Genomic DNA, 12,774 nt, shown 5'->3' with positions numbered 1-12,774 from the left:
TTTCGTGTCATTCATCCGAATCTTATCTCTCAGCGCTTGCTGCAAGAATTAGCACCGTGCTTCATGGAAGTCGGTTGCCGGGCTTCATTGGGCTAGTCCCTCTGCCTACTCTTGATAAGAATATTCAATTTTCTTAAATATTGTCTGAATTATCGCACCGTTTATTCATGTTGTCAATGGCTTATTTTCAAACAGATTCAAGGAATCGATTCGCCGAGCGGCTTCTTTTAACCGCTCCTCATTTGTTAAAAGTCCTACTCTCACGTATCCTTCACCGTGAGTACCAAACCCATTCCCCGGCGCCACAACCACATGTGCTTTCTCTAATAATACGCCAGCAAAAGATTCAGATGTATATCCTTCTGGCACCTTTAGCCAAGCAAAAAACGACCCCTTTGGTGCAGTGACCTCCCAGCCAATCTCCTTGCAGGCAGCAATCCACACATTTCGCCGATTCTCATATCGATCATTTTGCACCTGTACGCACGTTTGGTCGCTTAACAAAGCTTCCGCTGCCGCATCTTGAGTGGCTTTAAACAGTGAAACAAACAGGTGATCCTGATAAAGCTCAATCGCTTCAATAACAGACGGATTTCCTGCTGCAAAACCTACTCTCCAGCCGGCCATATTATACGTTTTAGACAATGTGTATATTTCAATTCCTGTCTCTTTCGCTCCATCTGTTTGCAAAAAGCTGATTGGCTTTTCCCCATCAAACCCAATGCCGCCATAGGCAAAATCATGGACAACACAGAGCTTGTGATCTTTTGCGAATGTAACGGTTTCTTCAAAAAATGAACGGCTTGCCGTGGCACCTGTCGGATTGTTGGGATAATTTAAATACATCAACTTTGCTTTTTCCTTAACATCCTCAGGCAACCTGTCATAGTCAGGTAAAAAATCATTTTGTTCAAGAAGCGGCATCGTCACCATCTGAGCTCCAGCAAGTACGGCACCTGACCAATAATCAGGATAACCTGGGTCTGGAACAAGGAGCGTATCACCCGGATTCAGCAGGCATTGCGGCAGCTCAACAAGCCCCGCTTTCCCGCCAAATAAAATCGCAATTTCCGTCATCGGATCAAGCGTGACACCATATTCTCTTTCATAAAAGGCAGCGGCAGCCTTTTTTAATTTCGCTGTTCCGCGGAATGACGAGTATTGATGATTTTCAGGTTTTAATACCGCTTCCTGCATGGCTTTTACAATGTGCGCGGGAGTTGGCTGGTCAGGATTTCCCTGCCCTAAATTAATAATATCTGCGCCTTCCTGCACCTTTTTCTGGACCTTTTGGACAAGGGATGCAAAAAATTGTGTCGGTAATTGTTTCAATACATCTGATTGCTGGAATTCCATTTTTCTTCACCTTCTATTCAAGTTACGTAGCAATACAAATACTGTAATTGATTGTTTTACGAATTGTAAAGCAATTTTGAAAAAGGATTGACATGTGAAGCGCAGCTCTGATAATATCTTGAATTAAGAAATGCAAACAGACACGAGACAATGACATATTGATTTCTCTTATCGAGAGTTGGGCGAGGGATTTGGCCTTTTGACCCCAACAGCAACCGACCGTTAATACCACTGTGAAGTGGGGCGCAGCAAGTAAGCGCCAAGACAATTGTCTTATAGGGCACGGTGCTAATTCCATCAGACGTATGTGCTGAGAGATAAGAGAGGCTTTGAGCATACACGCCATCAAGCCTCTTTCTCTCAGGAGAAAGAGGCTTTTTTATATGATTTGGAGGGGAAGCAATTGGTTACACTTACGGCATCATATGAAGAATTAACAGAAAGCTCGGCAGTTGCACTCGCAATTAGACTTGGCTTGATCCAAGAAAGTAGTCATTTGACATGTACGGAAATCGGGGACGGGAATTTAAATTACGTCTTTCATATTTTTGATCATAAACAAGAAAAAGGTTTGATCATCAAGCAGGCACTGCCCTACGCCAAGGTGGTCGGAGAGAGCTGGCCGCTTACATTAGACCGTGCGAGAATCGAAAGTACTGCCCTGATCAAGCAGTCAGAGTATACACCGCACCTCGTACCAGCAGTCTATTATTCAGATACAGCTCTTGCTGTGACGGCAATGGAGGATCTATCACACCTCGAAATCGTCAGAAAAGGGCTAATTGCCGGAAAACAATATCCGCATTTATCCGATCATGTCGGAGAATTTTTAGGAAAAACACTTTTTTACACTTCTGACTTTGCCACAAATCCTAAAATTAAAAAACAATTTGTGAAGCAATTTACGAATCCGGACCTTTGTGACATTACCGAAAAGCTCGTCTTCACAGATCCTTTCTTTGATAGCGGCACAAATGATTTCGAAGAAGAATTAAGAGAAGCTGCCGAAGCGCTTTGGGCAGATCTTGAAGTGCAGGCAAAAGCAGCTGAATTGAAGCGTATTTTCCTGACATCTGCCGAAACACTTGTTCATGGAGATCTTCATACAGGCAGTATTTTTGCAAGTGAGACGGAAACAAAAATCATTGATCCAGAATTCGCTTTTTATGGTCCCTTCGGATTCGATATTGGTCATTTTATCGCTAACCTGTTCCTAAATGCTTTGTCCCGTGAGAATGAACACGATCAGCAGCACCTTTTTGACCATGTCGTCAATGTATGGGCAACCTTCAAAGAAGTGTTCGCAAAAGCTTGGAAAGAAGACAGCATTGAAGCGTTTAGTGTATCAGACAGTTTTTTAGAAACAACCTTTAACCGTATTTTAAAAGAAGCGACAGGCTTTGCAGGCTGTGAACTTGTCCGCCGAACGATTGGCCTTGCTCATGCCGCTGATCTCGATGCGATCCCATCACCATCTAAACGGATTCAGCAGAAAAAAGCAGCACTTACGCTCGGAAAAACATTCATCAAACAATATCATGCAGTGGAAACAGCGTCTGACCTCGTCGCATTATTCCAGCAATCTGTAAAGGAGTGACGGGTTTTGTCTAAAGAATTTGAAGTCCCCCGTTCTGTCGAATGGGAAGAAAACCATATTAACATTTTGAATCAGCAAAAATTACCGGCTGAAACTGAGTTTGAGCATCTATATACAAAAGAAGACGTGTATGATGCCATTGTCACGTTAAAAGTGCGGGGAGCACCTGCCATTGGCATTACAGCAGCTTTTGGACTGGCGCTCAGTGCCCAAGACATTGAGACAGAAGAAATTGATGTGTTTAGACAAGAAGTCATTCAGATAAAAGAATATTTAAACAGTGCTCGTCCAACCGCTGTGAATCTAGCCTGGGCATTAGAGCGATTGTTGCAACGCATTGATCGTGCAGCTTCGGTCAATGCAGCCAAAACAGACCTTGTCCATGAGGCCATTCAAATTCAAATTGAAGATGAAGAAACATGCAGACAAATCGGTCAAAATGCACTCCAGCTCTTTAAATCGGGTGATCGGATTATGACCATTTGCAATGCAGGGTCCATCGCCACGAGCCGGTACGGAACAGCCCTTGCTCCATTTTATTTAGCCAAAAAGAAAAATCTCGACCTTCACATTTATGCCTGTGAAACACGCCCTGTTCTCCAAGGGGCTAGGCTGACAACATGGGAACTCATGCAAGGCGGCGTAGATGTGACGCTCATTACAGATAACATGGCAGCCCATACGATGAAAGAAAAACAAATTTCTGCAGTCATTGTTGGAGCTGATCGCATTGCCCGTAATGGAGATACGGCAAACAAGATTGGCACGTTAAGTCTCGCCATTTTAGCCAAGCATTTTCAAATTCCGTTTTTTATAGCTGCACCGCTTTCTACCTTTGATATCTCAACCAAAAACGGGGCAGATATTCCAATAGAAGAGCGTGACCCGCTGGAAGTAAAGGAATTAAACGGCGTCCAAATTGCACCACCTGATGTTCAGGTATTCAATCCCGCCTTTGATGTCACTCCTCACCATCTCATTTCAGGGATCATTACAGAGAAAGGGATTATTACGTCGAACTATACAGAAGAGATTGATGCTCTGTTCACTGAAAGCATCTCACTCTGATCATAAAAAAAGCGCCGTGTACTTCTTATTTAAGAGCACCGCGCTTTTTTATTTCATTCGTTTTTGCTAAAATTTCTTTTTTCTGTTCTTCTGTCAAAACCTTCATTTTGACACATAGTGATGTGACGGCATACATTTTATTCTTTTTGTCCCAAAACATTCCCTAGCGCCCTCCTTTTTCCCTCAACCAACTTTTTTAGCTTAATAAAAGGATATGTCGCACGGAAAACATTTGGAACAGGTCAATCGATTTATTTTTGAACAAATGGGATACCTTCTAATTCAAGCAGAACCGCTTTTATATCTGTCTTCGTTCCTGCATAGCCCGTCAGAGAACGGTCTTTTCCAATCACTCTGTGACAAGGGATAAAAATAGGTAATGCATTGCGTCTATTGGCTTGTCCAATCGCTCTCACAGCCTTTGGGTTACCAATTGCTTCTGCAATGTCTGCATAACTTTTTGATTCACCATACGGAATAGTCGAAAGTGCTGCCCACACTTGCTCTTGAAACGAAGTTCCCTTTTGCTTGAGCGGGAGATCGAATTCTTGGCGCTCACCCTTGAAATATTCATCTAGCTGCTTTTTTGCTTCTTGTAATACAGACGTTTCTTCTTCTTTTAGATTGGCTTCCTGTTTTTTTGCTAAAAACGGCTCATCATCAAACATCACTTCGATGATGGCATCGTCTTTTTCTAGTATGTATAGTGCCCCAATTGGTGCGTGATAGACGGTATAATACACATTAATGCTCTCCTTCTTGTTTCTTCTGCCTCAGTGGCAGCGTGAGATGGAAGACGGTTCCTACCCCTTCCTCACTTTCTACCTCAATCGTTCCTTGATGCTCTTCAATAATTTTATAACTAACCATTAAGCCAAGTCCAGTTCCTCTTTCTTTTGTCGTATAAAATGGTTCCCCTAGACGCCTCAGCTTGTCCTCTGCCATTCCGCAGCCTTCATCCCGCAGTGAAATGACAATATGCTCTTCGCCCTTCCGCTGAATGCTCACATAGACATTTCCTTTTCTCGGCATGACTTCAATTGCATTTTTTAAAATGTTAATAAAGACTTGTTTTAATTGGTTTTGTTCACAATAAATGAGCGGAATCTCATCAATCACATTGAGATGCATTTGAACGTTGCCAAGATTCGCCTGTGCGTGCAACAGATCCATCGTGTCTTTCACAATTTGCACCACATTTTTTTCTTCAAATACGATGGCTTGCGGCTTTGCTAAAATCAAAAATTCGGTGATGATCGATTCAATTCTTTTCAGCTCTGAAGTGATGACATTGAAATAGAGCGAATACTCCCCTTCTATATTTCCTTTTAGCAGCTGAATGAAGCCTTTTAATGCTGTCATCGGGTTTCTAATTTCATGCGCAATTCCAGCGGCAAGCTCTCCAACCACATGAAGGGTATCTGATTTTCTCACCCGCTCTTCTAATTCCTTCCGCTCTGTCACATCTCTAAAGATCGCCAAATTCATATTATGAATGATGTTGCGTTTAAAAGAGAATTCCAATATCCGCTGATCTGGGTGGTTCAGCACAAATGGCACTTCATTGTCCATTTCATCTAATGACATCGCCTGGGCAGGCTGTGCCAAATGTTCAATTTGATAAGGCGCAAGGATATGGAAAAGGTTCATTTCCGTTAAATGATCACTTTTCAATCCTAGTAGCTCGCTTGCGGATGGATTGACTTCGATAATGCGGTATTGGTTATCAAACAGAACAATGCCGTCCATTGATCCATTAAATACTTTACGAAATTTGAGCTCACTTTCGCGCAGCTCCTCCTCCATCCTTTTTCGATCACTCACATTACGTAAAATGGTTAAGTGCTGTCCTTCTAATACCGCATGCTTTGATGTAAACTCGAGCTCTTTAAACTGACCATTTGCCATTCTGAACAAAAGCTCTTCCCTTATTTCGTGATTCCGAATATATCGTCTTCTAGTCGGTCTATATCTCTGATCAGATTTCACGAGAAAGTCTGTGAGTTTTTTGCCAATCAGTGAATGCATAGGCAATTCAAAAATGCGGCAGGCTGATTCATTGGCTCTCACAATCTCTCCATCATCTGCCCAAATGATGATCGCATCCATTGCATTTTCAAAAATTTCTCTAAAGCGTTCCTCACTTTTTAAAAGCTTTTCTTCCATTAACCTTTTTTCTGTAATATCCCGCATGATGGACATATAAAAACCGCTCATCACATTTGATGTAATGGTGAGCTCGAATAATTTGTACTGGCCAGATTGAAGGGTAACGGGAAGTTCTCCCTTGGCTTTCCCTGTTTCTTTAAGTGATGTTAAAAGGTGCTGTAAGGATGGAAGATTTTCTTTGTCGACAAATTCATGTAAATAGCGATCGGTTAAATCAGTCTTTTGCAGCTCAAAGCTCTGACAAAAAGAATGATTCGCATCAATCATGCAGCCATCCTGATCAAAAATGACCATCCCGTCAATGGCTCGGTCAAACAAATCTTTGAACAGCTGCTCATTCATGGAGCGTTCTCGTTCTAATATTTTCTTTGAGGAAATATCTCGCATGACGACAATATATTGCTGATTCATGGTGTCGTGCTCTGCGACAAATTCAATGTATTTTGTTTCACCATTTTCCAGCTGAATGGAGATTTCTCTTTTTAACGTACCTTTTCGAAAAAATAGATCGAGTGAGCATTCAATTTTATCTTTCGGGATGCCGTAAAGGAAATCTAGAACGGATTTATTGAGGAGGTCTTCTTTCGGTGTCTGTACAAGCCTGCATGTTGCTTCATTGGCTTGGATGATGTTGAGGTGCTGATCAAATATAAAAATGGCATCTAACGTCTTATTTAACAGCATTTTTTGCTGCATCAACTCTGTTCGCAAATATTCGTTCTCTTTTTCTAATTTTCTGATATCTTCTGCGCCATCGAGCGTTTCAGTCATTCTCTTACACTCCTTTTCCAGCCTCATTCCTCTACAATATTTCTACAATATTTTCATTGTTCCTTCATTCGACTCATAAAAAAAGATAACTTTTTACACGAAGACTGTCTCATTTATTTCATTTGGATGACAGGATCGAACCTCGATTCTCTTTTCTTACGCTTCTTTTACAGCCGTTCTACAATTTCACATCAAATAGCGAAATGAGCCAAAATGTATTTTAAAATGGGGCAAATACGGGAACAGTGCACTTAGAACATTTATGTTTAAAATCGAGCAGGAAAGGTGATGTTATGGTATCTTCACGAGATAGTTATTTTGATAATGCGAAATTTCTTCTGATTTTTCTAGTTGTTTTTGGTCATTTGTTACGATCATTCATTCATGATAATGATTGGATGCTTTATTTATACAAGTTTATTTATACTTTTCATATGCCTGCCTTTATTTTGGTTTCCGGCTTCTTTGCAAAAGGGTTTAGAAAGCCAGGTTTTATGAAAAAAGTTGCTATTAAGCTGATCATCCCATATTTCATTTTTCAGGTGATCTATTCCGTTTACTATTATCTCTTGCAGGATCAAAGCATGGCCAATTTAAATCCAATTGATCCGCAATGGTCTTTATGGTTTTTAATTAGTTTATTCTTTTGGAATTTGCTGCTCATTCCTTTTTCTAAACTGCCATTTCACTGGGCGATGATCGTCAGTTTGTCGATTGCGTTACTTGTCGGTTACGTGGACAGTATTAGCAATACACTGAGCTTATCACGTACGTTTGTCTTTTTGCCAATGTTTTTAGCAGGCTTCTATTTAAAAAAGCAGCATTTTGAATTCATCCGTACAAGTAAAGGAAAGCTGTCAGCACTTCTTGTATTAATGGCTGTATTCATGTTTTGCTATTTCTATGAATTTGATTATTCCTTCTTATTTGGATCACAGTCATATGCTTCTCTTGGTGATGAGGGAGTGATTGCGGCAATGAAACGAATGGCATGGTATCTGCTTGCATTCGGCGCTACATTCAGCTTCTTTGCTTTAGTGCCAACACGCCGGTTCTTCTTTACAAAATGGGGCACAAGAACGTTATATGTGTATTTATTACATGGCTTTGTAATTAAGCTACTTAGAACGACTTGGTTTGATGACTGGGCCTTGAATGCAGCAAGTGTTCTCATGTTATTGCTGCTGACCATTCTGTTAACCTTTACCCTGTCTAGCACCTTTGTTAAAACCGTTGCACAGCCAGTGATTGAGCTCAAAATGACCAATCTCATGCGTACAATCACCGGCAGGCAGGGCAGTTATAGCAAATAAAAAACGATCCCGCGCGGATCGTTTTTTCTATTTTTCATTCATGTGTCCATTGTGACATTCAGCATCTTTCTTAGGCTTTACAAGCGTATCAATCCATTTGCTGCTGTTGATATCTCCAAGCTCACTACCAAATTCCTCTTCTAAGATATCTGGGTCCATTGGCTTTTTATGGTCTTTCATGTCCTTGCTTTTTACATGCTTCTTAGTCACGAGATCCTCCCCCTTGTTTCCCTTTATGAGAATTTCGGTTTGCTTGACGATCTCTTGAATGTTCATCAAATTGGGTTTGTCCTTGATCATGTGCCATGCTTTCTGTCGGTGTCATATTATTTGTCAGTGCTTCATTGTTCGCTGCTTTTCTTTTCATCTGAAATCAGTCCTTTTTTGACATATTTAGTTCTTCTCTTAATTGGTCTAGAAGTTCCTTCATTTGTTTGACCGTCACCGGCTTTTCCTCTGGCTTTAACTCATAGCCGATTTGTCCATTGGCTTCTAGGGTGGCTTTTTTGAGACTGCTGATGTCTGTAATGCCTTGCTGCTTTAAGCGCATTTTGAATTCATCCCTTGTGAGCCGCGTTTTCTTAAGTTTGTGATCAAGCATTTCTCCATCCTGCAAAATGACCACAGATTTCCCTGAAACCAATTTTTCAAAGAAATCAGATTGGATAGACAATTTTTCCATGATGACGAGTGCAATGATAAATGTAGCGGCGGCATAAATCGTTTCAAGTAAATTGTGCTCAATAAAGGGTTGGATAATAATCGATCCGATTGAAATCATGATCACTGTTTGTTGAACAGTTAATTGACTAATGGATTTAGGCCCTGCTATTCTCAGCAGCAAGGTACCAACTAGCAGCATGACAATTGCTTTCCATATTACATCCAGCACGACTCGTTCACCTCTTACCTATAGATTGCGAACATCCCATGTGATTTAGCCAGTTAGATAATGGAAATAAAAAAACAGCATTCGCTCGGAATGCTGTTTAGCCGATGATGACGCGCTCTTTCGGATAATGATAATTCGCTTCGCTTTCTCTTCGGCCAATTAAATATAAGAAGCTTGGAATGCCGATCCGTCCAATAAACATGACGACCATAATGATACATTTACCGAACACCGTAAGGTCCGAGGTGATTCCAAGCGATAGCCCTGTTGTTCCGAATGCAGAGCAAACTTCAAATAAATTTTCTAGAAGTGTATTATGCTCGGATAAGGATAACAGGAACGTAGCGCCAAACACCAAAATAAAGGCCATCATCGTCACCATCAAGGATTTGTTAATATCCGCTTGATGAAGCTCTCTTTTGAAAATTTTAATGGACTTATTTCCCCTAGCAAAATGAAACAGTGCGAGTAAATTAAGGGCAAATGTAGTTGTTCGAATTCCGCCTCCCACAGAGCTTGGGGAAGCCCCGATAAACATAAGCATACATAGAAATAAAAGGGTCGGTTCTGTCAGCTGGGTAATATCTAATGTTGTCAAACCCCCACTTCTTGTTGCGGTCGATTGGAAAAAAGAATAAAACAAGATTTCGTGCCAGCTTTTCCCTAGGAAGCTGAACCCGGCTTCAAGTGCATATATGCCAATCGCTCCAACAACGACAAGACCGCCAAACGTAATCGTTGTGATTTTTGTAAACAATGAAAACGATGCGTGCTTTCGGTCCTGATTAAATAAATAATCCTTTACTTCGACGAGCACAGGAAAGCCAATCGCTCCAAAGATGATCAGCAGCATCGTAATAAATTGGACAAAATAATCATCTTTGTAAGGGATGAGCGAGTTCCCTGTAATATCAAAGCCCCCATTGGTGGTCGCACTAATACTTGAGAAGAAGCCATGCAAGAATGCTCCTTGCACATCGTAATATTTGAGAAAATACATGCTTAAAATCAGACCGCCTAAAAACTCAATGAGCAAAATTAAATATAAGACCTGCTTCATTAATTTCACAATACCTGATAAATTGCTCTGGTTTTGATCTGCCATGATGAGCTTTCTTTCTTTAATCCCAATCCTTTTTCGCATGACAATCCACACAAAGGTACCGAGCGTCATAATGCCGATACCTCCGATTTGCAGGACAAACGCAAGGATCCACATACCTGCCACACTAAATGTTTGCGAGGTATCAACGACAGTGAGTCCTGTGACACTTACCGCACTCACCGCCGTAAATAGAGCATCAATAAATGTCCATTTCACTCCCTCTTGATGAGCCACTGGGAGGCTGAGAAGAATAAGTGATACGGTTACAGCAAGAAAATAATAGAGGGCAATCAGCTGAAATGCTGACAGCCGGTCAATTAGCTTTTTGATAGGATTCATTGTCATTCCTTCTTTTATCTATCTTTTCGAATACTTTATCATTTTAATGAAAAGAGACATGATTTTAAAGATATTTTATGCTTTATTTTCTTTTTCATCAAAAAGAAAAAGACATCCTGATGTAGAATGTCTTTTCGTCTTTCTTATTTTGCTTCTAGTCTTCTGATTCTTTCGTTTAAATCAGGGTGTGTTGAGAAAAGAGAAGCTTTTCGTTTACCACTGATTTTAAGCGTAGCAACTGCTGTTTGATCATCATCTTTGATTCTTGACGTATACGCCTCAAGTGAGCGAAGCGCATGAACCATTTTATCTTTACCGGCAAGGTCAGCTCCGCCTCGGTCTGCATGGAATTCACGGTGTCTAGAATATGCAAACACGACAAGGCTTCCTAGGACAGAGAAAATGATTTGGAAAACAATCACTGCAATAAAATGAACAATCGGAACAAGCTCTTCACGCGAAACAAAGCGGCTTGCGATCCATGCCGCAATTCTTGAAAGGAAGACAACGAACGTGTTGACGATCCCTTGAAGCAGCGTCATTGTCACCATATCACCGTTCGCAACGTGAGCAACTTCATGAGCGATTACACCTTCAACTGCTGCATCATCCATTTCATGAAGCAATCCAGTTGAAACGGCAACAAGTGATCTTCTCTTAGAAGGACCTGTCGCAAAAGCATTTACTTCAGATGATTGATAAATACCAACCTCAGGCATTTTAGAAAGGCCTGCTGCTCTTGATAATCTGTGCACGCGGTCAACAAGCTGCTGCTCATCATATGTTAATGAATCCTTTTCAGGGTTTAACACACGCACACCCATCATCATTTTTGCCATCCAGCGAGACATCGCAAGTGACATGAACGAGCCAACAAAACCAACAACTGCACTGAATACTAGCAGTGCCACCAAATTAATTCCACCGTCTGCTCCTATATAAGAACCAACACCAGTTGCTGCACTAATAACCGACAGTACAATACCAATCGTAGTGATAACAAGAATGTTCGTTAATATAAACAGAAATATTCTTTTACCCATACATAACCTCCGCTGTCATATTAAGTTCATTTGAACTTATTAATAAAATTATAAAAATAAACGTCTCAAATTGCAAGGAAAAAGGAATCATTCCTTCTGTTTATCATAACGGCTTAAGCCCCGTCACTTCAATATTTACGACTTTGCCACAGCTGAAAAGTGAACAAATTGTGACGCCGCGTTCTGTATTTTAGTTTATTTTGCATTTTCATCAAAAAGAGATTATGATGTTGAATTAGATCAATAATCACGTTTTTGACGTACAAATGAGGTGGAACATGGTGACTTTTAAATTAACGAGAATTGACATGACGAGACTTCTATATTCTCTAAAAGGAGAGGGAGATCTGACTCCGCTTCAGCTTTTGAATCTATCTGTAAAGGGCGATAAGGATCATGAATATGATGAGTTAAAGATCCCTTCGTTTTTTGAGAAGCTCGAACGGCGGAAGCAAAAATCAGAGCACGGTCTTTCTACAAATGAAATTGTTGAGCTTGGCAACTTGTGTGAGCTAACGTCTCTTAAATCGACGGCGATTCAAAATTGGATCAAGCGTGATATTAAAGATATGATTGGTCATCCAGAGCTTGGCAAGAAGTACTCCATTGATCAGGTCGTTATTTTATTAATTGTCAGGGATTTAAAATCAGTTTTTGACTTTGATGCCATTCGCATGATCTTATCTGCCTTATTTAACACGATCACAGATCGAACAGATGATATTATTAGTCCAATCCGTTTTTATGAAGCATATGCGCACGTCCTAGATTTTATTTATCACCATACACATTTTCCGTTAAAGGAAACAAATTTACGAGAAATGACTGAGGAGCAGACCGACATGCTCCATGAAGAGTTTACAGAATTAACGAAGAATCAATGGAATTTGATTAAAGGCATTATCAGTTCTACCGTCTTCTCTGTGTTCACTTCCCACTTGCAAAGTACAGCGCAAGAAATGATGTTTAATACGCTACAGGCAGCTAAATAAGGATAAAAGAAAACCGAGGTGATGAGGTCACCTCGGCTTTTTTGTGCAGCAATTGCCAGCATAATTGTACGCCGTTTTCTTCAAAATAAGAAGGCGCAACAAACATGAGGTGAAAGGAGGAATATGGAC

General features: G+C 40.7%; 13 protein-coding genes and 2 riboswitches. Of the genes, 4 read left to right on the top strand and 9 right to left on the bottom strand.

The window, feature by feature from the left end:
• Positions 1-19: 19 nt before the first annotated feature.
• A riboswitch (SAM riboswitch) is annotated at positions 20-121 on the bottom strand.
• Positions 122-165: 44 nt separating this feature from the next.
• The gene (locus MKZ05_RS06620; protein ID WP_253622675.1) at positions 166-1,356 is read right to left on the bottom strand and encodes a pyridoxal phosphate-dependent aminotransferase; all 1,191 of its coding nucleotides are present in this window, start codon (positions 1,354-1,356) and stop codon (positions 166-168) included.
• A gap of 165 nt (positions 1,357-1,521) precedes the next feature.
• Positions 1,522-1,680, top strand: a riboswitch (SAM riboswitch).
• Between the two features lie 79 nt (positions 1,681-1,759).
• Between MKZ05_RS06620 and mtnK the strand changes: the two genes are divergently transcribed.
• Both mtnK and mtnA read left to right on the top strand, forming a co-directional pair.
• Entirely contained in the window at positions 1,760-2,953 is a 1,194-nt protein-coding gene (mtnK, locus tag MKZ05_RS06615; protein WP_339161928.1) for an S-methyl-5-thioribose kinase, read from the top strand.
• Between the two features lie 6 nt (positions 2,954-2,959).
• On the top strand, positions 2,960-4,021 hold the full coding sequence (mtnA, locus tag MKZ05_RS06610) for an S-methyl-5-thioribose-1-phosphate isomerase (RefSeq protein WP_335353094.1): 1,062 nt from the start codon (positions 2,960-2,962) through the stop codon (positions 4,019-4,021).
• Positions 4,022-4,046: 25 nt separating this feature from the next.
• Here mtnA and MKZ05_RS06605 read toward each other — a convergent pair whose 3' ends face one another.
• The 3 genes from MKZ05_RS06605 to MKZ05_RS06595 all read right to left on the bottom strand — a co-directional run bounded on the left by MKZ05_RS06605 (position 4,047) and on the right by MKZ05_RS06595 (position 6,961).
• A complete protein-coding gene (locus MKZ05_RS06605; protein WP_003211599.1) occupies positions 4,047-4,181 on the bottom strand; it encodes a hypothetical protein in 135 nt (44 codons plus the stop codon).
• Between the two features lie 91 nt (positions 4,182-4,272).
• Positions 4,273-4,764 carry a methylated-DNA--[protein]-cysteine S-methyltransferase gene (locus tag MKZ05_RS06600; RefSeq protein WP_212045803.1) on the bottom strand — a complete coding sequence of 164 codons (492 nt, stop codon included), beginning with the start codon at positions 4,762-4,764 and terminating at the stop codon, positions 4,273-4,275.
• Between the two features lies 1 nt (position 4,765).
• Positions 4,766-6,961, bottom strand: a complete 2,196-nt coding sequence (locus MKZ05_RS06595; RefSeq protein WP_339161925.1) for a PAS domain S-box protein — start codon at positions 6,959-6,961, stop codon at positions 4,766-4,768.
• A 293-nt stretch (positions 6,962-7,254) separates the two neighbouring features.
• On the opposite strand from MKZ05_RS06595, the gene MKZ05_RS06590 reads away from it, so the two are divergent.
• Positions 7,255-8,274: an acyltransferase family protein gene (locus MKZ05_RS06590; protein WP_339161924.1), complete on the top strand. Its 1,020-nt coding sequence runs from the start codon at positions 7,255-7,257 to the stop codon at positions 8,272-8,274.
• Positions 8,275-8,301: 27 nt separating this feature from the next.
• On the opposite strand, the gene MKZ05_RS06585 is transcribed toward MKZ05_RS06590, so the two are convergent.
• The 5 genes from MKZ05_RS06585 to htpX form a co-directional block, all read right to left on the bottom strand.
• Positions 8,302-8,484: a hypothetical protein gene (locus MKZ05_RS06585; protein ID WP_003211111.1), complete on the bottom strand. Its 183-nt coding sequence runs from the start codon at positions 8,482-8,484 to the stop codon at positions 8,302-8,304.
• The gene (locus MKZ05_RS06580; protein WP_339161922.1) at positions 8,477-8,641 is read right to left on the bottom strand and encodes a hypothetical protein; all 165 of its coding nucleotides are present in this window, start codon (positions 8,639-8,641) and stop codon (positions 8,477-8,479) included. Before MKZ05_RS06580 ends, MKZ05_RS06585 begins: the two co-directional genes overlap by 8 nt.
• 6 nt (positions 8,642-8,647) lie before the next feature.
• Positions 8,648-9,166, bottom strand: a complete 519-nt coding sequence (locus tag MKZ05_RS06575; protein ID WP_003211987.1) for a YetF domain-containing protein — start codon at positions 9,164-9,166, stop codon at positions 8,648-8,650.
• A gap of 97 nt (positions 9,167-9,263) precedes the next feature.
• Positions 9,264-10,610, bottom strand: coding sequence for a TrkH family potassium uptake protein (locus MKZ05_RS06570; protein WP_003211513.1), 1,347 nt, complete (start codon positions 10,608-10,610; stop codon positions 9,264-9,266).
• A gap of 143 nt (positions 10,611-10,753) precedes the next feature.
• Positions 10,754-11,653 (bottom strand): protease HtpX, encoded by a 900-nt coding sequence (gene htpX / locus MKZ05_RS06565; protein WP_003212518.1) that lies wholly within the window; start codon positions 11,651-11,653, stop codon positions 10,754-10,756.
• A gap of 278 nt (positions 11,654-11,931) precedes the next feature.
• Here htpX and MKZ05_RS06560 point away from each other — a divergent pair, with 278 nt between their 5' ends.
• Complete coding sequence (locus MKZ05_RS06560) at positions 11,932-12,645, top strand: DUF1836 domain-containing protein (RefSeq protein WP_003211160.1); 714 nt, start codon at positions 11,932-11,934, stop codon at positions 12,643-12,645.
• Positions 12,646-12,774 lie beyond the last annotated feature (129 nt).

The sequence above is a fragment of the Bacillus sp. FSL M8-0277 genome (genome assembly GCF_037975305.1).
GTDB lineage: Bacteria > Bacillota > Bacilli > Bacillales > Bacillaceae > Bacillus > Bacillus pumilus.
This window is presented reverse-complemented; position numbering and strand designations above follow the sequence as displayed.

Excerpts from the sequence above, each read along its gene's own strand:
- htpX (WP_003212518.1), bottom strand. The coding sequence starts at position 11,653 with ATGGGTAAAAGAATATTTCTGTTTATATTAACGAACATTCTTGTTATC.
- MKZ05_RS06570 (WP_003211513.1), bottom strand. The coding sequence starts at position 10,610 with ATGAATCCTATCAAAAAGCTAATTGACCGGCTGTCAGCATTTCAGCTG.
- MKZ05_RS06595 (WP_339161925.1), bottom strand. The coding sequence starts at position 6,961 with ATGACTGAAACGCTCGATGGCGCAGAAGATATCAGAAAATTAGAAAAA.
- MKZ05_RS06590 (WP_339161924.1), top strand. The coding sequence starts at position 7,255 with ATGGTATCTTCACGAGATAGTTATTTTGATAATGCGAAATTTCTTCTG.
- MKZ05_RS06580 (WP_339161922.1), bottom strand. The coding sequence starts at position 8,641 with ATGAAAAGAAAAGCAGCGAACAATGAAGCACTGACAAATAATATGACA.
- MKZ05_RS06560 (WP_003211160.1), top strand. The coding sequence starts at position 11,932 with ATGGTGACTTTTAAATTAACGAGAATTGACATGACGAGACTTCTATAT.
- MKZ05_RS06605 (WP_003211599.1), bottom strand. The coding sequence starts at position 4,181 with ATGTTTTGGGACAAAAAGAATAAAATGTATGCCGTCACATCACTATGT.
- MKZ05_RS06620 (WP_253622675.1), bottom strand. The coding sequence starts at position 1,356 with ATGGAATTCCAGCAATCAGATGTATTGAAACAATTACCGACACAATTT.